Raw genomic sequence first — 19,296 nt, forward strand, 5'->3', positions numbered from 1 at the left:
ATCGTACGCGGTGGTCCGTCTCGCGCCCGCGCTATGCCGGGACGCGTCGCACCCCCTCGCCCCAGGCCGCGCCGGACGCGATCGCCTGCCGCCACGGGCGGATCGCCTTCGGCGGCATCCCCACCGCCAGCGCCCCGCTCACCCGGTCGCCGGTGCGGTACGCGGCGACGAACCGGCGGTCGTCGAGGGCGCCCTCGACGACGGCCATCTCGTCGTGGCCGCGCAGGAATCCGTACGCCTGGATCTTCATGTCGTACTGGTCTGACCAGAAGTACGGCACCGGCGCGAACGGCTTGCGCGCCTTTGGGGCGGCGAGCAGGTTGCGGGCGGCGGCCATGCCCTGCTCGGCCGCGTTCGTACGGTGCTCGATCCGCATCCCGGCGCCGAACAGCGGGTTGTGCCAGCGGGCCACGTCCCCCGCGGCGTAGACGCCCCGCGCGGCCTCCAGGTACTCGTCGCAGACCACGCCGTCGCCGACCGTGAGTCCGCTGCCCGCCAGCCAGCCGGTGTTGGGCAGCGAGCCGACGGCGACCAGCACCTCGTCGGCCTCGACGACCTCGCCGTCCGCGAGCCGTACGCCGTCCTCGGTCACCTCGGTGACGGTGACGCCGCAGCGCAGACGCACGCCCCGGTCCCGGTGAGCCTGCGCCAGCACTCGCCCGACGGCCTCGCCGACGGCGTGGGCCAGCGGCACCGCCGCCGGTTCCAGCAGCGTGACCCGGGCGCCGAGGCGCCAGGCGACGGCCGCCGCCTCCGCGCCGAGGAAACCGGCGCCGACGACGATCAGACGGCGGCCCGGCGCCAGGCGCTCCCGCAGGGCGAGGGCGTCCTCCAGGGTGCGCAGCACGTGCGCACCCTCGCCGGGCAGCCGGCGCGGTCGCACCCCGGTGGCCAGGACCAGTCCGTCGTACGGCACCGCACGGCCGTCGGCCAGCCGCACCCGGCGGTCCGTCAGGTCCAGGCCGGACGCGGCGACGCCGAGCCGCAGGTCCAGGCCGAGAGCGGCGAGGTCCTCGGGCCGGCGCAGCCGCAGACGGTCCTCCGCCCACTCGGAGGCCAGGAGCTGCTTGCACAGCGGCGGGCGGTCGTACGGGAGGTGCGGTTCGTCGCCGACGAGGGTGAGGGTGCCGTCGTAGCCCTCGCGGCGGAGGGTCTCGACCGCCGCGAGTCCGGCGGCCGAGGCGCCGACGACCACGACGCGGTTCACTGCTCGACCAGGCGGATGGCGGCGGCCGGGCAGACGGCGACGGCCTCCCGGACGTCGTCGAGGAGGCCGGGCGCGGGCCGCTCCTCCAGCAGGACCGCGATGCCGTCGTCGTCCTGGTCGAAGACCTGCATGGCGGCGACCACGCACTGTCCCGAAGCCACGCACTTGTCGGCTTCCAGCTCCACCTTGTGGGAGGTCATGAAATTCCCCTTCGTCACGTTCCTCGGGTCCTTCGCGTTCTTCGCGTTCTTCGCGTTCTTGTCGCCGTCGTGCCGGGCGGGACGGGGAACCGTCACCAGGTCACGGGCAGCGCGTGGACGCCGTAGATGAAGGCGTCGTGCTTGAAGCGGACGTCGTCGAGGGAGCCGACGAGCCGCAGGTCGGGGATGCGCCGGTACAGGGTGCCGTAGACGACCTGCAGTTCCATGCGCGCGAGCGGCTGGCCGAGGCACTGGTGGACGCCGAAACCGAACGCGACGTGGCGGCGGGCGTCGCGGGTGATGTCGAGCCGGTCGGGGTCGGGGAAGACGTCGGGGTCGCGGTTGGCGATCTCGTTGGCCATGATCACGCCCTCGCCGGCCTTGATGACTTGCCCGGCGATCTCGATGTCCGCGGTGACCGCGCGGCGTCGGCCGAGGTGGGTGATGTGCAGGTAGCGCAGCAGCTCCTCGACGGCGGAGGAGACCAGTCCCGGGTCGTCGGTCTCGCGCAGGAGCGCCAGTTGGTCGGGGTGCCGGAGCAGGGCCAGGGTGCCGAGCGCGATCATGTTGGCGGTGGTCTCGTGCCCGGCGATGAGCAGCAGCAGTGCCATCTCGGTGGCCTGCTGGTGGTCGATCTCACCGGCGGTGATGCGCGCGGCGATGTCCGACAGCAGGTCGTCGCGCGGGTCGGCGAGCCGTGCGCCGATGAGCCGGGCGAGGTAGGCGGCCACCTCGCGGCTCGCCCGGCCGCGCTGTTCGGGGGTGGCGTCCCGGTGGACCATCGTCCTGGTGTTGTCCTGGAAGAAGGCGTGGTCGTCGTAGGGCACACCGAGCAGTTCGCAGATCACCAGCGAGGGGATCGGCAGGGCGAACTCCTCGACCAGGTCCACCGGCCGGGGGCCGGCCAGCAGGTCGTCGATCAGGTCGTCCACGATGCGCTGCACGGCCGGGCGCAGGGCCTCGACCTTCCTGATGGCGAAAGGCGCCGTCACCATCCGGCGCAGCCGGGCGTGTTCGGGGTCGTCCATCATGATGAAGCTCAGCTTGCCCTCGCCGCCCGCGGGGCTCGCCTTGGTGGGGTAACCCGGACGGTCGGTGTCCGCGCTGACCCGGGAGTCGCCCAGGATCGCCCGCTGTTCGGCGTAACGGGTCACGAGCCAGGGCTCGGTGCCGTCCCAGAGACGGACCCTCGTCAGCGGCGCCCGCTCCTGCAGGTCCTTGAGGGCGGGGGGCGGGTCGAACGGACAGCGGGCCGCCCTCGGCATCGGGAACTCCGGTACCGCGTCCGGAACTTGGGGCTCCGGGCCGGTCAGGACGTCGGCCATGGCTCTCCTCGGTGGTGGGGGGCTCCGGTCGGGCCGGAGCGCCGGGGGAAGGGGGTCGAGGCCTCGACGAGCGCATGCAAACAGAGGGGGCTGACGGCTCCCGGTCAGTTCCCTGACAGAAACCTGACGTGGCCCGGATCACATCGGGAGCCGGTGGGCTTCGGCGGCCGACGGCGCCCGCGCCCTCGGCCCCTACGACGTCCTCCTGGCACCTCCCCGGTCCTCGCCGTGCGCGCTCCCCAGCCAGTAGCCGAAGCCCCGACGCGTGTGGATCAGGGCCGGTGCGTCCCGGTCCACCTTGCGGCGCAGCCGTGAGACGAGTTGCTCGATGGCGTTGTCGCCGCGGAAGTCGCCCCAGACGTACCGGCCGATCTGCTCCTTGGAGAGCACCCGGTGCGCGTTGACCAGGAGGTGACGGAGCAGGCGGTACTCGGCGGGGGTGAGGTCGAGGGGCCGGGACCCGCGCCGGGCACGGCAGAGCGTGTCGTCGAGGAACAGATCGCCGTACGACGGGGAGCGGCCGGGGCGGCCGAGGCCGGTGCCGGTGCCGCGCAGGAGCACCTGGATCCGGGCCAGGACCTCGGCCACCCGGAACGGCTTGGTGACGTAGTCCTTCTCCCCGTCCGTCTCCCCCAGGCCGAGTTCGGGCAGGAGACGGCCGAGGGAGTCGTACGGGGTGAGATAGAGGACCGGGGGCCGGCGGGCGAGCACGGGGCGGCCGGAGCGGGCGACGCCGGCCAGGCCGGGCAGGGTGGTGTCGACGACGAGCAGATCGAAGCGGTGTCCGTCGAGCCGGGCCAGCGCGTCGGCGGCGGTGTCCGTGAGGCCGATCCGGTAGCCGGCCAACTCCAAGGTGGTGGTGAGCAGTTCGGCGGTGTCCGGCTCACCGGCGAGGATCAGCACATGCTGCCCGGCACCGCGGGCCAGCGAGGGATTCCCGTGCGGGCCCGCACCCACGGGCACGACCGCGCGCGGGGGGCCCGGGCGGGGTAACGGTCCGGAGAGGTCGCCGTCGGCGGGGTTCACTGCGGGCGATGAGGGGGACATGACTTCCACCCTACCCGCCTACTTGCCTAACTCAAGTAAATCTCATCGTTGCTTGACTCAAGTAATCCACATATGTTTGCCTGACTCAAGCAACCCCATCGGGGCCGTCCTGAGCGGAGACGGCTTCCGGGCGCCGCACCCGTGGGGACGGGACCCGGCGCCGTCCCCGGGTCCGGAAGCCGGCTCGCTCCCCCCGACGGCTTCCGGACCCGGGGACACCTCCACCGGCCCGGACCACCCGGACGCGGTGGACCCGCGCGGCCCCACCCGGACGCAGGGACCCGCGGACCTCGCGGACGCGTGTGGACCCGTGTACGGAACGCCCCTCGGCGTGTGACCACCGCCGCTGTGCGACCGATGACCGATAACCGATGAGCGACAGCCACACGCGAGAGAGGTTCTCCCCCATGAGCACGATGAAGTCCGTCCGGACCGGCGGAGTCGGCAGGATCGAGGTCGTCGGCGTCGAGCGGCCGGTGCCCGGTCCCAAGGACGCCCTGGTCCGGATCCGCGCCTGCGGGATCTGCGGCACCGATGTCACGTTCCTGCACATGGGCGGTATGCCCGCCCGCGCCCATCTGGGCGGCGAGCTGGTCCCGGTGGCCCTCGGCCATGAGCCGGCCGGGGAGATCGTGGAGCTCGGGGCCGAGGTGGACGGCCTCGACATCGGGGACCGGGTGGTCGTCAACCCGCAGGACGCGCCCACCGGCATCATCGGCTGCGGCGGCGCGTACGGCGGCATGAGCGAGTTCCTGCTGATCGAGAACGCCGAGGTCGGCAAGAGCGTCGCCGTCTTCCCCGACACCGTCCCCTTCGACGTGGCCTCGCTCAACGAGCCGATGGCGGTGGCCCGGCACGCCGTCAACCGTTCCGAGGCCGGACCCGGCGACCGGGTCGTGGTGTTCGGCGCCGGGCCGATCGGGCTCGGCGCGGCGATCTGGCTGAAGCTGCGCGGGGTGGCGCACGTGGTCGTCGTCGACATCGTCCCCTCCCGGCTGGAGAAGGCACTGGCCGTGGGCGCGGACGCCGTCATCGACTCGGGGCGGGAGGACGTGGCCGCGCGGCTGACCGAACTGCACGGACAGAGCGCCAACGCCCTCGGCCAGCCCCGGCCCGGCACCGACGTCTTCGTCGACGCGGCCGGTGCGGCCGCCGTCTTCAACACGGTGGTCGACTCCGCCAAATGGGGCGCGAAGCTGGTGATGGTGGCGGTGCACAAGAAGGGCTCCGAGATCGACCTGGGCGGCATGCTCCGCAGCGAGCTGACCCTGATCGCCTCCCAGGGCTACCCGACCGAGATCTTCGAGGTGACGCCCGAACTGGTCGAGCACCAGGAGCGGTTCGCCAAGCTCATCAGCCACCGCGTCCCGTTCTCCGAGGCCGGCCGCGCCTTCGAACTGGCCCTGACGCCGGGTGCGGCGGAGAAGGTCGTCGTCACGCTGGACGACTGAGCGGGACGGCCGGCCGCCGGGTGCGCCGCCCGGCGGCCGGTACCCACTCCGCCCCTCGCCCCTCCTTCACGACAGGAACGGCACTCCATGCGCGCCACCCTGCGACAGGCGGCACGGGCCACGGTCCACCTCGCGCTGGCCGCCGCCATGGCCTTCGGGTCGTATCTCTTCATCACCGTGTTGCTCATCACCGCCACGGGCGCGGTCGTCGTGGCCGGGATCTGGCTGGTGCCCGAGACCGTGCTGCTGATCCGCCGGGTGGCCGGGGCCAAGCGGCGGCTGACGGCTTCCTGGACCGGGCGGGAGATCCCCGAGGCGTACACACCCCTCACCGGTCCCGTGCGGGAGCGGCTGCGGACGGCCGTGCGCGACCCCGGCACACTCACCGACCTGCGCTGGATGGCCGGGTACTACGTCTACGGCTGGCTGACCATGCTGATGCTGCCGCTGTGGCCGGCGGGGCTCGTCGTGGACGGGGTGGGGAGCGGACTGCTGGGCCGTCAGGCGGTCGTCCTGCCGCTGATCGTCCGGCTGGCCGACCTCGAGGCGGGCTGGTCGGCGGCGCTGCTGCGGCCCTCCCCCGAGGCACTGCTGGCGCACCGGGTCGAGCAGCTCACCGCGACCCGGGCGGACGCCGTGGCCGCGCACGGCGCCGAACTGCGGCGCATCGAGCGGGACCTGCACGACGGCGCCCAGGCCCGCCTCGTCGCCCTGTCCATGCGGATCGGGCTGGCGCAGCGGGCGTACGGCACGGCGCCGGAGACCGCGCGCAAGCTGCTCGAGGACGCGCAGGACCAGGCCGAGGAGGCGCTGGCCGAGCTGCGCCACGTCGTGCGCGGCATCCATCCGCCGATCCTCACCGACCGGGGGCTGGCGGGGGCCGTACGGGCCCTGGCGGCCAGGTGGGGGTCGCCCCGCTCGGGCGTGGCCGAGAGCGGGGGCGGGCTGCGGGTGACCGTACGGACGGACGGCCTCCCGCAGGAGCGGCGGGCGCCGGCCGCGGTGGAGGCGGCCGCGTACTTCGTGATCGCCGAGGCGCTCACCAACGCGGCCCGGCACAGCGGGTCCGAGCGGGCCGAGGTGGTGCTGGCGCGGTCCCGGACCGGGCTGAGCGCGCGGGTGCGGGACGAGGGGTGCGGGGGCGCGGACGAAAGCGCCGGGTCGGGCCTGCCGGGGATGCGGCGCCGGGTGGCCGCGCTCGACGGGACGCTGCGGGTGAGCAGTCCCGCGGGCGGGCCGACGGTGGTGGAGGTGGAGCTGCCGTGCGTGTGGTGAGCACGGGTCGGCCTGGTGGCTGTCGGCGTGGCGCGACCGGGCGCTGCCGGCCGTCGACGTGGAGGGCGAGTCCCTCACGAGGAAGACGGCGCCCACGGAGCAGGAGGCCACCCCGGTGTGACCGCCCCCGCCGTTCCGGGCGGGGGCCGCCCGTGTCCCCCCCGCCGGGCAGCCCCCGCCCGTCGGCCGCGGCCGGGCGGGGCGAGTCCCTCCGCGGGAGACGGCCCCGCGGTACAAGAAGCCACCCCGGTGTGACCGCCCCCCGGCGCTGACCAACGTCACCAAGCACGCCTCGGCGCGGACGGCGCAGGTGCGGCTGAGGTTCGGCCGGGACCGGCTGACGATCACCGTCACCGACGACGGCACCGCCGTGCCCTCCGGGTCGGCGGACGGCACGGGCATCGGTCTGATCGGCATGCGGGAGCGCGCGCACTCCGTGGGCGGCGCCCTGCAGGCCGGACACCGTCCCGGGGGCGGCTTCCAGGTCACCACCCGGCTCCCGCTGTACCCCGTCACCCCGGCACCCCGGCACCCCGAGAACGGACCCCATGACCCTCCGCGTGCTCCTCGCCGACGACCAGGCCCTGCTGCGGGCGACCTTCCGATCCTGATCGACTCCTGCGACGACATGGAGGTGGTCGCCGAGGCCGCCGACGGCGCGGAGGCGGTCGCCCTCGCCCGGGTGCACCGTCCGGACCTGGTCCTGATGGACACCGCATGCCCGGCACCGACGGGCTCGCCGCCACCGCCGCCCTCCGTGCGGACCCGGACCTGTCCGGCACGCACGTGCTGATCCTGACCACCTTCGAGATCGACGAGTACGTGGCCCGCGCGCTGCGGGCGGGGGCCGGCGGCTTCCTCGGCAAGGACGTCACCGCCGAGGCGCTGCTGGACGGCGTCCACACCGTCGCCGCGGGCGAGTCCCTCCTCTCCCCGGCCGCCACCCGCTCCCTCATCACCCGCTTCCTCGCCTCCCCCGCCGAGGGCGCCCCCCTGGGGCCTGTCGGCCTCGCCGTGCTCACCGCCCGCGAGCGCGAGGTGATGGCCCGGGTGGCCGAGGGCCGTTCCAACGAGGAGATCGCCGCGCAGCTCTTCGTCGGTCCCCTCACCGTGCGCACGCATGTGCACCGGGCGATGACCAGGCTCGGCGCCCGCGACCGCGCCCAACTGGTCGTCATGGCCTACCAGACGGGCCTGGCCCAGGCGCCGCCCCGGCCGGCCGGGGACCGGTGAGACCCCGGTGACCGGGCCGGGCCGCCGCCGTTCAGGGGAAACCGCGGTGCCCTGCGCGTGGCCCGGGGCGGGCGGGTCGACAACTCACCCATGCCCCTCCCCCTCATCTCCCCCATGCTCGCCACCCCCGGCACCCTCCCGCCCCCCGCGCAGGACGCGCGCTGGGCCTATGAGACCAAGCAGGACGGTCAGCGGGCCGTGGTGTACCTCGCCGGGGACGGCGGCGTGAGGCTGCGGGCCCGCTCGGGGGAGGACATCACCGCCGCCTATCCGGAACTGGGTCCGCTGGGCGGGGTGCTCGGGACGACGGCCGCCGTGTTGGACGGCGAGGTGCTGGCGCTGGACCAACAGGGCCGTGCCGACTTCCAGTTGCTGCAGTCCCGGATGGGTCTGGTCCAGGCGCCGGGCAAGGCGGCGCGGATGGCGGCGACGGTTCCCGTGCACCTGGTGCTGTTCGACGTCCTGCACCTCCGCGGCCGGTCGCTCCTGCGGCTGCCCTACCTGGAGCGCCGGGCGCGGCTGGAGGCGCTCGGCCTGGCGGGGCCGTTCTGGTCGACGCCGGGCGCGCTCGTCGGCCACGGGCGGGAGGCCCTGGAGGCGACCCGCGCCCACGGTCTGGAGGGTCTGGTCTGCAAGCGGATCGACTCGGTGTACGAGCCCGGTGTGCGCTCCCGGGCCTGGATCAAGATCCGTAACATGCGCACCGCCGACGTGCTGATCGGCGGCTGGTCACCGGGGAGGGGCCGGCTCACCGGACTGCCGGGAGCCGTGCTCGTCGGGCAGCGGACCGCCGCCGGAGGACTGCGGTACGTGGGCGGCGTGGGCACCGGCTGGAGCGAGGCCGAGCGCACCGAACTCGCCGCGCTGCTGCGGGCCGACGCGACCGCGGTGTGCCCCTTCGACACCGTCCCGCCGGCTCCCGGCGCCCACTGGGTCGCGCCCCGGCTGGTGGGCGAGGTCCGCTACAGCACCCGTACCCGGGCGGGGCTGTTGCGCCAGCCGTCATGGCTGCGGCTGCGGACGGACCTGACGCCCGAGCAGTCGGCGGCGGACCTTCCGGACACTTCCGCCTGACACGGCATCGAGGGGCCGGCTGTTGGGGTGCGCTTCACCACGGATACGCCTGCGACCCCTTGGCGCGGGAGGGAAAACCGTGGAAGCTGAACATCCTTTCAACTCCCCCATCCCCCACAGCCGTTCGGCTGCGCCCGGATCATGAGGAGGACGCAGTGTCGTCACCCACGTTCAAGGCCCACCGCAGGAGATTGCTCACCGGGTTCGCCGGTGCCGCCGTACTCGTGCTCGCCCTCCCCTCGGCCGCCTTCGCGGCTCCGCCCCAGGCGCTGCCGCAGAACGCCGAAGCGGCGGAACTGGCGTACCAGCCCGCGTTCGACTACGACACGGACGGCTGCTATCCCACCCCGGCCATCGGCCCGGACGGCACGATCAACGGCGGTCTGAAGCCGACCGGTTCGCTCAGCGGCGACTGCCACGACGCCTCGGACCTGGACAACACCAACAGCTACTCGCGCTACAAGTGCAACAACGGCTGGTGCGCGTACATGTACAGCCTGTACTTCGAGAAGGACCAGGCGATTTCGGGCAGCAGCATCGGCGGGCACCGGCACGACTGGGAGCATGTCGTGGTCTGGGTGCAGAACGGCCAGGTCCAGTACGTCTCGACGTCCAACCACGGCTCGTTCACCGTGCACGCCGCGTCCACGGTGCGCTTCGAGGGCACCCACGCGAAGGCCGTCTACCACAAGGACGGCATCAGCACCCACTGCTTCCGGCTCGGCAACTCCAACGACGAGCCGCCGGAGAACGCCAAGCACACCTGGCAGTACCCGCCGCTGGTCGGCTGGAACGGCTATCCGGCGGGCCTGCGGGACAAGCTGAGCGCCTACGACTTCGGCAGCGCCAACTTCGGCCTCAAGGACGGCAGTTTCGCGAACAACCTGTCGAAGGCGAAGCCGTCCGGGATCGCCTTCGACCCCAACGCGTAAGCGCGGGGCCAGGGTTCCGGGGTCCGGGACCCGGGCCCCGCCCGGGTCCCGCCCCGCGGCCGGTCAGGCGGGCCGGCCGCTGGTCCGAACGCCGCGGTCACCGCATGACGGCCGGATGGATCGTCACGACGTACCCCGGCCGCACGGTGTCCGAGCCGTTCGCCGAGGAGGCGCTGCGCATCGCCGCCGGCCATCCGGCCCTCGGGGAGCGGCGGGGCTCGCTGGGTCTCGCCGTACTGATCGCGCACGCGGGCGGCGACGGCGACCACGTCCTGCTCCTCACCTGGATCGAGGGCGGCATGGCGGACCTGGCCGTGTTCACGGGCCCGGCCGGACGCCCGCGGGAGCTGCGGCCGGGCCGGGCGGGACTCGCGCCGTGCGTGTGGGAGGCGGCCGTGTTCGCCCGGGAACGCGACGCGTTCGCCCGCCGGATCCTGGACGGCACGGGCCCGCTGCCGGAGCGGCTGGCGGCCTGGAGCACGGACACGGTCGAGGGGGACCTCAGGTGACCACCCCCGTCGTACGGCACGCCGAGCGGGCCGACCTGCCCCGCGTCGCCGAACTCGCCGCGCAGCACGCGCGGTACGAGAAGGCCGCCCCGCCCGCGCCCGGCCTCGCGGACCGTCTGGCCGTACTCCTCTTCGACACGCCGGCGCCCCGGCTGCGCTGTCTGGTCGCCGAGCTCCCCGGCGGCGAGATCGCCGGCTACGCCACCTGCGCGCCCGAGCTGTCGACCTGGGACGGCGGCGAGTACCTCCACCTGGACTGCCTCTTCCTGGCTCCCGGCCACCGCGGTCTGGGCCTCGGCGCCCGGCTGATGGACGCGGTGTTCGAACAGGCCAGGGCACTGGGCCTGCCCGAGGTGCAGTGGCAGACCCCGGCGTGGAACGAGGGTGCGATCCGCTTCTACGACCGTCTCGGCGCCCGGGGCCAGGACAAGCGCCGTTTCTCCCTGCCGGTCGGGCCCTGACGGACGCCCGGCGGCTCGACGAGGACCCGAGCTGCGGCGGCCGGCCGTGCGCGCATCCACGGGCCGCGGATCCTTACCCCTGCGGCCGGCGGTCCACACCGTGCCGTTGGGTCAGAAAGCGGGAAGCGGCACGGAGCACGGGCCGCAAGGGTCTATCGTGTCCCGCATGTCCGTTCCGGAACTGATCCGCATCGTCTCCCGCGACTCCCCCATGGCTCTGGCCCAAGTGGAGCGTGTCCGCGCGGAGTTGGCCGCTCTGCATCCCGGTGTGCGCACCGAGGTCGTCCCGGTGAGGACGACCGGCGACAAGTGGATGGGCGATCTGTCGAAGGTCGAGGGCAAGGGCGCGTTCACCAAGGAGGTGGACGCGGCGCTGGTGGCCGGTGAGGCGGATCTGGCGGTGCACTGCGTCAAGGACGTCCCGGCGGACCGGCCGCTGCCGGCGGGCACGGTGTTCGCCGCGTTCCTGAAGCGGGACGACATCCGGGACGCGCTGATCCACCCCGGCGGTCTCACCCTGGACGAGCTGCCGGAGGGCACCCGGATCGGCACCTCCTCGGTGCGCCGGGTCGCCCAACTGGCCGCCACGCATCCCGGACTGGAGTGTGTGCCGTTCCGCGGCAACGCCAACCGGCGGCTGGAGAAGCTGGCGGCGGGCGAGGCGGACGCGCTGCTGCTCGCGGTGTCCGGTCTGGAGCGCATCGGCCGGACGGACGTGATCAGCGAGGTGCTGTCGCCGGAGACGATGATGCCGCCGATCGGCGCGGGCATCCTCGCGCTGCAGTGCCGTGAGGGCGACAGCGACCTGATCGACGCCGTCAGCGGGCTCGGTGATCCGGCCACCCACCGGGAGGCCACGGCGGAGCGGATGTTCCTGCACGTCCTTCAGGGGCACTGCAACAGCCCGATCGCCGGGTTCGCGCGGGTGGACCGCAGCGGCGAACTGTCCCTGCGGGCCTGTGTGTTCACCCCGGACGGCAAGGTGCGGCTCAACGCCCACGAGTGGGCGGGCCGGCTCGACCCGGCGACGCTCGGCACGTCGGTGGCGGTGGCGCTGCTGCGTCAGGGCGCCCGGGAGATCATCGACGGCATCCCGCACTGAGGGCGGGCACCGCGTCAGGCGGTGCCCTCTTCGGCCGCCTGGTCCCGCAGGAAGTTGCTCACCTGGCAGGCCAGGCTGTCCCGGACCGTTCCCGTCGGCACGGCCCCCTGCTGCAGTCCGATGCCTCCGGTCCACAGCCGGCGCTCGGCCCACTCGTCGTCGACGCGCAGCTGCACCTGCACGTCCACCTGGCCCAGCGCGGCCTCGGGGCCGGCGGCGTAGAGGACGGCGGTGGCGCGGCGCAGCGGGTACACGTCGAAGCCCTCGATGAACTGCGAGTTGCGCCAGTCGATGAAGGCGCTCTCCCCGTCGGGTCCGATGCGCACGTCGATCTGGCCGTCCTCGAGGTGGATGGTGGAGTGTCCGGCGCCCCGGTTCTCCACGGTCACCCGCAGACAGAAATAGGTCAGCCCCTCGGCCGCGTCGTCGCGGCCCCTCGGCGGCTCGGACTGCTCCAGCCGGTGGACACGGACCCGCAGACCGGCATGCTCGTCGTACTCCTGCCAGTCCCCGACCACGTTCGGCTCGTACACAGTCCACCTCTCGACTTCTACGGGCTGCTTCCTATCCGTGGGCTCAGCGCACTGTCAAATGAGCGGAATGCGCTGTGGCCAGGCGGTTCACCCCTTTTGATCGTCGATCAAGCCGTGCGCAGGAAGAATCCGCCCGCGGCGGCCGCGGGGCGGTCCGCGGGCGTGCCGTACATCACGTCCCGGGCAAGATCGGCGGGCGGGCCGGCCGAGCGGCGCGGAGGCGGCGGTGACGCCGAGCGCGGCGGCCTGGACGAGCGTCGGCGAGCTCTTCCGGGAACGCCCAAAAGAACCCAAAAACAGCTCGGGCAAACCCGGACAACTGTTTCATAACGGCTCTCAGCGGGAAGGGGCAAGGCAGTGCTTCGGACAGGAGGCACGTCCGTGGGACCCCCGCCGATCGGGCCGCCCCGGGCGATCTCCGTACCGTCCGAGCGCGCTCCCCACGGTGTCCGTCCATCCACCGGCACCCCTGAGGAAGGCGCGCGTGATGCGTACCACCGTCAGAACGAAGCAGCACCCCCACGACGACGCCCCCGACACCACCGAGTCGTTCGTCCGGCTGACCGCGCTGCCCGACGGGCCGGAGCGCCGGCGGCTGCGGGACGAGCTGGTCCGGCTCTGGCTGCCCATGGCCGAGCGGATCGCCGTCCGCTTCCGGGGCCGCGGCGAGGCCCTGGAGGATCTCTACCAGGTCGCGGCCCTCGGGCTCGTCAAGGCCGTAGACCACTACGACCCGGAGCGCGGCCGCGCCTTCGAGGCGTACGCGGTACCGACGATCACGGGGGAGATCAAGCGCCACTTCCGGGACCACATGTGGACGCTGCACGTCCCGCGCCGGGTCCAGGACCTGCGCAACCGGGTGCGGCACGCGACGAAGGAACTCTCCCAGACCACACCGGGCCGGGCCCCGACCGTCGCCGAGATCGCCGCCTGCGCGCAGCTCACCGAGGACGAGGTGCGCGCGGGCATGGAGGCGCTGGAGTGCTTCTCCGCGCTGTCGCTCGAGGCCGAGATGCCGGGCACCGACGGCTACGCCCTGACGGACGCCCTCGGCGACGCCGACCCGGGCTTTGACACCGTCGTCGACCGCGTCGCCGTGGCGCCGTGTCTGCGCGCGCTGCCGGAGCGCGAGCGGACCATCCTCTACCTGCGCTTCTTCCAGGGCATGACGCAGAGCCGCATCGCCGAGCAGCTGGGCATCTCGCAGATGCACGTCTCGCGGCTGCTGAGCACCTGCTTCGCGCGGCTGCGCGAGGAGATCGTCCCCGAGGCCAACTGAGTCCCGCGCGGGCCGGGCGCGGAGCGGTCGTCTCGTCTCACTCCGACGGGGGCGCGCCCGGGACCCGGTGCGGGCCGTACTGCTCCAGAAGGCCCTCCAGCTCCGCCCTGATCTCGTCGGGTATGTCTCCGCTGCGCACCCAGATGAGGATCAGCTCGGCCACGTTGCGCAGCTTGATGTTCGTGTGCTGCGAGACGTCCCGCAGGATCTTCCACCCCTCGTCCGGCGTCACCCGCCCCAGGGCCACGATCACACCGATCGCCTGGTCCACCACGGCGTGGGAGGCGACCGCACCCTTCAGCTGGTCGACCTCGCGCTGCAGCTGGAAGATCCGGGCCGTTTCGTCACGGGGTTCGCGCGGTACTCGTGCCACCTCTCCATCGTGCCACCGGGTCACTCGGCAGGCGCCCGGGCCGGTCGCGGCCGGACACTGGTGGGAGACCGCCTGCCGGGCGACCGACACAGGAACGCGAGCACCATGAACGATCAGTCTTCCTCCGCCCCCGGTGCGAAAGAGGTCCTCTCCACGCACTCCGTGTTCGGCGCGCCGTGCTGGGTGAGCCTGACCAGCCGCGACCTCTCGGCCACCCAGGAGTTCTACGCGGCCGTCCTGGGCTGGCGGTGGCGTCGTGGCACTCTCGGCGACCACTTCCGCACGGCGTTGGTCGACGACGTCCCCGTGGCCGGGATCGCCGCCGTCGCCTCGATGTGGCAGATGGCGGTGGCCTGGACGCCGTACTTCGCCGTGCCCAGCGCGGACGAGGCCGCCTCCCGGGCCCGGGAGCGCGGCGGGACCGTGGCGGTGGGACCGATCTCGCTGCCGCCGGGCCGCGCGGCGCTGCTGGCCGACCGGGAGGGCGCGACCTTCGGCGTCTGGGAGGGGAAGCTGATCGGCAACTGGGAGGCCTGGCGGCAGGCGGCCCCGGCCTTCATCCGGCTCCACACCCGCGACGCCTTCGACTCCGCGATCTTCTACGGCGAGATCCTCGACTGGGCCTCGGACCGCCCCGGCTGCTGCGAGGTCCACTACGAAGGCGGCGAGGTCGTCCTGCGCAGCGGGGGTGACATCGTGGCCCGGATCGAGTCGGGTGCGCTGGAGGCGGCACCCGATCCGACGATCCGGCCGCACTGGCAGGTCCACTTCGCCGTCGCGGACGTGCCGGGCTGCGCGCGGGCGGCCGAGAAGCACGGCGGCAGCGTGCTGCGCGAGACGGCCGAGGAGGCGATCCTGCGGGACCCGGACGGCGCGCAGTTCACGGTGACCTCGCACCGCCAGCGGTGACGCCCCGTCCGCGTCCTCGGGGGTGCCGCGTGCGGCCTGTGCGGAGCGCCCCTCGGGAGGTGCCGCGGGCCGCCTACGGGGAGCGTCGCGGGGGCCTCGTGAGTACGATCAGACCGCGGGACTCCACCGTCACCTCGGCGTCGGCCTTGTACTCCGTCTCGTCCCGGCCGTCCGGGTCCGCCGTGTCCACGCACACCGTCCAGCGCTCCCCGTACGCCGCGCCGGGCAGCCGGAAGGCGACGGGCTCCCAGTAGCTGTTGAACAGCAGCAGGAAGGAGTCGTCGACGACGGCCCCGCCCCGCGGGTCGGGTTCGGCGATGGCGTCCCCGTTGAGGAACACCCCGAGGCTGTGGGCGTCGGAGCGCAGCCAGTCCCGGTCACGCATCTCGCGGGCGTCCGGCTGCAGCCACACCAGGTCGGGCAGCGGCTGCCCCGCCTCGGTCACGGCCGGGCCGCGGAAGAAGCGGCGCCGGCGCAGTACGGGGTGGGCGGCGCGCAGGGCGACGAGCCGGCCGCAGAAGTCGACGAGGCCACGCTGCTCGCCGGTCAGCCGCCAGTCGATCCAGGAGACCTTGTTGTCCTGGCAGTAGGCGTTGTTGTTGCCGCGCTGGGTGCGGCCGAGCTCGTCGCCGTGGCTCAGCATCGGGATGCCCTGGGAGAGCAGCAGGGTGGCGAGGAAGTTGCGCTGCTGGCGGGCGCGCAGCTCCAGCACGTCCGGGTCGTCGGTGGGGCCCTCCACCCCGCAGTTCCAGGACCGGTTGTGGCTCTCGCCGTCCCGGTTGCCCTCCCCGTTGGCCTGGTTGTGCTTGTCGTTGTACGAGACGAGGTCGCGCAGGGTGAACCCGTCGTGCGCGGTGACGAAGTTGACGCTGGCGCGCGGCCGGCGCCTGCTGTGGGCGTACAGGTCGGAGGAGCCGGTCAGGCGCGAGGCGAACTCGCCGAGCGAGTGCGGCTCCGCCCGCCAGAAGTCCCGTACGGCGTCCCGGTACATGCCGTTCCACTCCGACCACAGCGGCGGGAAGTTGCCCACCTGGTAGCCGCCCTCGCCGACGTCCCAGGGCTCGGCGATCAGTTTGACGCGGCTGATCACCGGGTCCTGCTGGATCAGGTCGAAGAACGCCGACAGCCGGTCCACCTCGTGGAACTGCCGGGCCAGGGTGGCCGCGAGGTCGAAGCGGAAGCCGTCGACATGCATCTCCGTCACCCAGTACCGCAGCGAGTCCATGATCAGCTGAAGCACGTACGGGTGGCGCATCAGCAGACTGTTGCCGGTGCCGGTGGTGTCGTAGTAGTGGGCCCAGTCGCCGTCCACCAGCCGGTAGTAGGAGGCGTTGTCGATGCCGCGGAAGGAGAGGGTGGGGCCCTTCTGGTTGCCCTCGGCGGTGTGGTTGTAGACGACGTCGAGGATCACCTCGAGCCCGGCCGCGTGCAGTGCCCGCACCATCTCCTTGAACTCGGTGACCTGTTGCCCCCGGGTGCCGTGGGCGGCGTAGGCGTGGTGCGGCGCGAAGAAGCCGATGGTGTTGTAGCCCCAGTAGTTGGACAGGCCGCGGTCCGTCAGCACGCCGTCCTGCACGTACTGGTGGACCGGCATCAGCTCGATCGCCGTCACGCCCAGCGAGGTGAGGTGTTCGGTCACCGCCGGGTGCGCGAGGCCGGCGTAGGTGCCGCGCAGGGCGCGCGGGACGCCGGGGTGGGTGCGGGTCAGCCCGCGGACGTGCGCCTCGTAGATGACGGTGTCGGCGTACGAGCGCCGGGGCGGGGCGTCGTCGCCCCAGTCGAAGGCGGGGTCGGTCACCACACCGAGCAGGGTGTGCCCGGCGCTGTCCGACGGGTCGGGGCGGTCCCCGGCCCGCTCGAAGAGCGAGGCGTGGTTGTCGGTCCGGCCGTCGACGGCGCGTGCGTACGGGTCCAGGAGCAGCTTCGCCGGGTTGCACCGGTGTCCGGCGGCCGGGTCCCAGGGCCCGTGCACCCGGTAGCCGTACCGCTGCCCCGGACCGACGTCCGGCAGAAAGCCGTGCCAGACGAACCCGTCGACCTCGGTCAGCGGGACGGTCCGGTGGCTGCCGTCGTCCTCGACGAGGACCAGTTCGACCCGCTCGGCGACCTCGCTGAACAGTGCGAAGTTGGTGCCCTGCCCGTCGAACTCGGCACCCAGCGGGTAGGGGTGCCCGCTCCACACGGGCACCCCGGTCCTTCGGTACGCCCGTGAGGTCACCGGGCGTCCTCCAGGATCCCGGCCTCCTCGAACGCCGGGGCGGCCAGCACCGCCACCGGCAGTTCGCGGGGCACCGGGCGGCCCTCGCGCAGACTCGGCGCCGGTGCGGTCGGCACCAGCGGGACCCGTCCGCCGGCCCGTGCGCGCTGCGAGAACCAGATGACCTTGCTGCCGGTGTCGGTGGCGCAGCAGCCCCACCCGTCGCTCATCGCGGCGATCCGCTCCAGGCAGCCGCGCAGGTCCTGGTCCGGGCGCAGCTCACGGTCGTTGCCGCCGACGGCCGTGATCAGATGCTGGCCGTTCCACCACATCTCGATCGAGATGGACTTGTCCGTCGCGTGCTCGTCGATGGCCTCCAGCAGCATCCCGGTGCCGCCGCAGACGGGGTCGACGAGGTTCTCGAGGTCCCAGTACTTCAGGTGAGCGGCCAGGATGCGGTTGACCTGTCCGACGCGCTCCGGACTGACGTCCACGTCGAGGTGGTAGTAGCAGGGAACTGCGCTCTTCATCGTCGTTCGCTCCTCACCGGCGAGGCTCCCGCTCCGTGGGCCCCCGCGGGCCGAATATACGGAGGGTGAGCGCTGATCGCTTCTGAGTCACCTCCCACAGTGCGGGCGTTAGTCCATTCGTGCAACACGAGCGCACTCCTGAGGTGGTTGAAGATCCAACAAGACGCTGAGTGTCGGCGCATGCACCATGAGTGAAACATTCATCGAGCCCGAAAGGTGACTGCGTCATGCTGCTACCGGCCAAGACCGAGGTCGCCAGGCAGTTGCGGCGGTACCGGGCATGGGAACGCGTGATGCTCGCGTCCCCTGCCGACCGCGCGGTGCGGGCCACCTTCGAGGACTCGGGCTACACCTTGTGTGTGCTCATGGGCAAGCGCTGCGCGCGCGAGGCCGCGGACGCGGCGGAGCGCTATCTGCGCACAACTCTCGCTGCCTACCTGCAGGAACAGGACGTGCGGCCCCGGGCGACCGGGACCGCGCGACGCGGCGGCCGGCCGGTGGCCCGGCTCTCCGCGACCGTGCGGTGAGCGTGCGCCCGTTCCGGTCCCGGAGCGGGAGCCGGGCGGCGTCCCCGGCGGACCACATGACAAAAGGCCTGGCGGCGGGCCAGACGGATGACCCGGCGCAGAACCGCGCGGCCGATCCGGCCGTTAGCCCGGCCATGAGCACAACGAAGGTGAGACACATGAGTGCGACCCCTGTCATCGGCCGCATCCCGGTCCGCGACGTGCGGCCCGCGGTGGAGGGCGGCAGGCGCCCGGCCAAGGCGGTCACGGGGGAGAGCTTCCAGGTGACGGCGACCGTGTTCCGCGAGGGACACGACGCCGTCGCCGCCAACGTCGTCCTGCGCGGCCCCAAGGGCCGTCGCGGCCCGTGGACCCCGATGCGCGAACTCGCCCCCGGCACCGACCGCTGGGGCGCCGACGTCACCCCGGACGCGCCGGGACTCTGGACGTACGCCGTGGAGGCCTGGAGCGACCCGATCGGCACCTGGCGCCACCACGCCGGTATCAAGATCCCGGCCGGCGTCGACGTGGGGCTGGTCCTGGAGGAGGGCGCCCGGCTCCACGAGCGCGCGGCGGCGGGAGTGCCGAAGGGCAGGGCCCGTACGACGGTTCTGAAGGCCGCGGCGGCGCTGGGCGACGACTCCCGTCCGGTCCCGGCCCGTCTGGCGGCGGCGCTGACGCCGGAGGTGGAGGCGGTGCTGGCCCGGTATCCGCTGCGGGACCTGGTCACCGCCTCCGAGCCGCTGCCGCTGCTGGTCGAGCGTGAACGCGCCCTGTACGGCGCCTGGTACGAGTTCTTCCCGCGCTCCGAGGGCACCGCGGAGCAGCCGCACGGCACCTTCCGCACCGCGGCCCGGCGCCTGCCCGCCATCGCCGCGATGGGCTTCGACGTCGTCTACCTGCCCCCGATCCATCCGATCGGCACGACCTTCCGCAAGGGCCGCAACAACACCCTCGACGCCACCCCCGACGACGTCGGCGTGCCGTGGGCCATCGGCTCCCCCGAGGGCGGCCACGACGCCGTCCACCCCGCTCTCGGGACGCTGGAGGACTTCGCCTGGTTCGTGGAACAGGCCCGCGGCCACGGCCTGGAGATCGCCCTCGACTTCGCCCTGCAGTGCTCCCCCGACCACCCGTGGGTGCACAAACACCC

At 73.1% G+C, this 19,296-nt stretch carries 19 protein-coding genes and 2 pseudogenes; 13 read left to right on the plus strand and 8 right to left on the minus strand.

Annotated elements, in window-relative coordinates:
* Window positions 1-31: 31 nt before the first annotated feature.
* From ACFY2L_RS27690 to ACFY2L_RS27705, 4 genes are all read right to left on the minus strand, one after another.
* Window positions 32-1,207, minus strand: coding sequence for an NAD(P)/FAD-dependent oxidoreductase (locus ACFY2L_RS27690; RefSeq protein ID WP_390823733.1), 1,176 nt, complete (start codon window positions 1,205-1,207; stop codon window positions 32-34).
* On the minus strand, window positions 1,204-1,407 hold the full coding sequence (locus tag ACFY2L_RS27695) for a ferredoxin (RefSeq protein ID WP_390661632.1): 204 nt from the start codon (window positions 1,405-1,407) through the stop codon (window positions 1,204-1,206). The genes ACFY2L_RS27690 and ACFY2L_RS27695 overlap by 4 nt, the downstream gene beginning before the upstream one ends.
* A 92-nt stretch (window positions 1,408-1,499) precedes the next feature.
* A complete protein-coding gene (locus tag ACFY2L_RS27700; protein WP_390823734.1) occupies window positions 1,500-2,732 on the minus strand; it encodes a cytochrome P450 in 1,233 nt (410 codons plus the stop codon).
* Window positions 2,733-2,924: 192 nt separating this feature from the next.
* The gene (locus ACFY2L_RS27705) at window positions 2,925-3,779 is read right to left on the minus strand and encodes a response regulator transcription factor (RefSeq protein ID WP_390823735.1); all 855 of its coding nucleotides are present in this window, start codon (window positions 3,777-3,779) and stop codon (window positions 2,925-2,927) included.
* Window positions 3,780-4,186: 407 nt separating this feature from the next.
* Between ACFY2L_RS27705 and ACFY2L_RS27710 the strand changes: the two genes are divergently transcribed.
* From ACFY2L_RS27710 to hemC, 9 genes and pseudogenes are all read left to right on the plus strand, one after another.
* Window positions 4,187-5,230, plus strand: a complete 1,044-nt coding sequence (locus tag ACFY2L_RS27710; RefSeq protein ID WP_390823736.1) for a zinc-binding dehydrogenase — start codon at window positions 4,187-4,189, stop codon at window positions 5,228-5,230.
* 87 nt (window positions 5,231-5,317) lie between these two features.
* Window positions 5,318-6,505: a histidine kinase gene (locus ACFY2L_RS27715; protein ID WP_390823737.1), complete on the plus strand. Its 1,188-nt coding sequence runs from the start codon at window positions 5,318-5,320 to the stop codon at window positions 6,503-6,505.
* A gap of 310 nt (window positions 6,506-6,815) precedes the next feature.
* Window positions 6,816-6,953, plus strand: a pseudogene (locus tag ACFY2L_RS27720) (sensor histidine kinase); the annotation flags it as partial.
* 100 nt (window positions 6,954-7,053) lie between these two features.
* Window positions 7,054-7,738, plus strand: a pseudogene (locus ACFY2L_RS27725) (response regulator).
* Between the two features lie 90 nt (window positions 7,739-7,828).
* Entirely contained in the window at window positions 7,829-8,812 is a 984-nt protein-coding gene (locus ACFY2L_RS27730) for an ATP-dependent DNA ligase (protein ID WP_390823738.1), read from the plus strand.
* A gap of 155 nt (window positions 8,813-8,967) precedes the next feature.
* Window positions 8,968-9,744: an NPP1 family protein gene (locus tag ACFY2L_RS27735; RefSeq protein WP_390823739.1), complete on the plus strand. Its 777-nt coding sequence runs from the start codon at window positions 8,968-8,970 to the stop codon at window positions 9,742-9,744.
* 104 nt (window positions 9,745-9,848) lie between these two features.
* Window positions 9,849-10,253, plus strand: a complete 405-nt coding sequence (locus ACFY2L_RS27740) for a hypothetical protein (RefSeq protein ID WP_390661474.1) — start codon at window positions 9,849-9,851, stop codon at window positions 10,251-10,253.
* On the plus strand, window positions 10,250-10,714 hold the full coding sequence (locus tag ACFY2L_RS27745; protein WP_390823740.1) for a GNAT family N-acetyltransferase: 465 nt from the start codon (window positions 10,250-10,252) through the stop codon (window positions 10,712-10,714). The genes ACFY2L_RS27740 and ACFY2L_RS27745 overlap by 4 nt, the downstream gene beginning before the upstream one ends.
* 166 nt (window positions 10,715-10,880) lie before the next feature.
* A complete protein-coding gene (hemC, locus tag ACFY2L_RS27750; RefSeq protein WP_390661473.1) occupies window positions 10,881-11,816 on the plus strand; it encodes a hydroxymethylbilane synthase in 936 nt (311 codons plus the stop codon).
* A gap of 14 nt (window positions 11,817-11,830) precedes the next feature.
* Here the strand turns inward: hemC and ACFY2L_RS27755 are convergent, their stop codons facing one another.
* Window positions 11,831-12,349, minus strand: coding sequence for a hypothetical protein (locus tag ACFY2L_RS27755; RefSeq protein WP_390661472.1), 519 nt, complete (start codon window positions 12,347-12,349; stop codon window positions 11,831-11,833).
* Window positions 12,350-12,836: 487 nt separating this feature from the next.
* Between ACFY2L_RS27755 and ACFY2L_RS27760 the strand changes: the two genes are divergently transcribed.
* Window positions 12,837-13,628, plus strand: coding sequence for an RNA polymerase sigma factor SigF (locus ACFY2L_RS27760; protein ID WP_390661471.1), 792 nt, complete (start codon window positions 12,837-12,839; stop codon window positions 13,626-13,628).
* Window positions 13,629-13,665: 37 nt separating this feature from the next.
* Here the strand turns inward: ACFY2L_RS27760 and ACFY2L_RS27765 are convergent, their stop codons facing one another.
* Entirely contained in the window at window positions 13,666-14,001 is a 336-nt protein-coding gene (locus ACFY2L_RS27765; protein ID WP_390661470.1) for an ANTAR domain-containing protein, read from the minus strand.
* Window positions 14,002-14,106: 105 nt separating this feature from the next.
* On the opposite strand from ACFY2L_RS27765, the gene ACFY2L_RS27770 reads away from it, so the two are divergent.
* Window positions 14,107-14,910: a VOC family protein gene (locus ACFY2L_RS27770; RefSeq protein WP_390661469.1), complete on the plus strand. Its 804-nt coding sequence runs from the start codon at window positions 14,107-14,109 to the stop codon at window positions 14,908-14,910.
* A 73-nt stretch (window positions 14,911-14,983) separates the two neighbouring features.
* On the opposite strand, the gene glgX is transcribed toward ACFY2L_RS27770, so the two are convergent.
* A complete protein-coding gene (gene glgX, locus ACFY2L_RS27775) occupies window positions 14,984-17,128 on the minus strand; it encodes a glycogen debranching protein GlgX (protein ID WP_390661468.1) in 2,145 nt (714 codons plus the stop codon).
* Window positions 17,125-17,637 (minus strand): pep a2, encoded by a 513-nt coding sequence (locus ACFY2L_RS27780; protein ID WP_390661467.1) that lies wholly within the window; start codon window positions 17,635-17,637, stop codon window positions 17,125-17,127. Before ACFY2L_RS27780 ends, glgX begins: the two co-directional genes overlap by 4 nt.
* A gap of 227 nt (window positions 17,638-17,864) precedes the next feature.
* Between ACFY2L_RS27780 and ACFY2L_RS27785 the strand changes: the two genes are divergently transcribed.
* Both ACFY2L_RS27785 and ACFY2L_RS27790 read left to right on the plus strand, forming a co-directional pair.
* Window positions 17,865-18,164 carry a DUF5133 domain-containing protein gene (locus ACFY2L_RS27785; RefSeq protein ID WP_390661466.1) on the plus strand — a complete coding sequence of 100 codons (300 nt, stop codon included), beginning with the start codon at window positions 17,865-17,867 and terminating at the stop codon, window positions 18,162-18,164.
* A 158-nt stretch (window positions 18,165-18,322) separates the two neighbouring features.
* Window positions 18,323-19,296, plus strand: a 974-nt coding sequence (locus ACFY2L_RS27790) for a maltotransferase domain-containing protein (protein ID WP_390823741.1), incomplete at its 3' end; no start/stop codon positions are given.

Origin of the sequence: Streptomyces sp. NPDC001381 (genome assembly GCF_042895685.1) — a bacterium.
In the GTDB taxonomy this organism is placed as follows: domain Bacteria; phylum Actinomycetota; class Actinomycetes; order Streptomycetales; family Streptomycetaceae; genus Streptomyces.

Bases quoted from the DNA above. Each gene is read 5' to 3' on its own strand.
- ACFY2L_RS27780 (WP_390661467.1), bottom strand. From the start codon at position 17,637: ATGAAGAGCGCAGTTCCCTGCTACTACCACCTCGACGTGGACGTCAGT.
- ACFY2L_RS27710 (WP_390823736.1), top strand. From the start codon at position 4,187: ATGAGCACGATGAAGTCCGTCCGGACCGGCGGAGTCGGCAGGATCGAG.
- ACFY2L_RS27730 (WP_390823738.1), top strand. From the start codon at position 7,829: ATGCCCCTCCCCCTCATCTCCCCCATGCTCGCCACCCCCGGCACCCTC.
- ACFY2L_RS27740 (WP_390661474.1), top strand. From the start codon at position 9,849: ATGACGGCCGGATGGATCGTCACGACGTACCCCGGCCGCACGGTGTCC.
- hemC (WP_390661473.1), top strand. From the start codon at position 10,881: ATGTCCGTTCCGGAACTGATCCGCATCGTCTCCCGCGACTCCCCCATG.
- ACFY2L_RS27760 (WP_390661471.1), top strand. From the start codon at position 12,837: ATGCGTACCACCGTCAGAACGAAGCAGCACCCCCACGACGACGCCCCC.
- ACFY2L_RS27770 (WP_390661469.1), top strand. From the start codon at position 14,107: ATGAACGATCAGTCTTCCTCCGCCCCCGGTGCGAAAGAGGTCCTCTCC.
- ACFY2L_RS27700 (WP_390823734.1), bottom strand. From the start codon at position 2,732: ATGGCCGACGTCCTGACCGGCCCGGAGCCCCAAGTTCCGGACGCGGTA.
- ACFY2L_RS27705 (WP_390823735.1), bottom strand. From the start codon at position 3,779: ATGTCCCCCTCATCGCCCGCAGTGAACCCCGCCGACGGCGACCTCTCC.
- ACFY2L_RS27695 (WP_390661632.1), bottom strand. From the start codon at position 1,407: ATGACCTCCCACAAGGTGGAGCTGGAAGCCGACAAGTGCGTGGCTTCG.
- ACFY2L_RS27715 (WP_390823737.1), top strand. From the start codon at position 5,318: ATGCGCGCCACCCTGCGACAGGCGGCACGGGCCACGGTCCACCTCGCG.
- ACFY2L_RS27785 (WP_390661466.1), top strand. From the start codon at position 17,865: ATGCTGCTACCGGCCAAGACCGAGGTCGCCAGGCAGTTGCGGCGGTAC.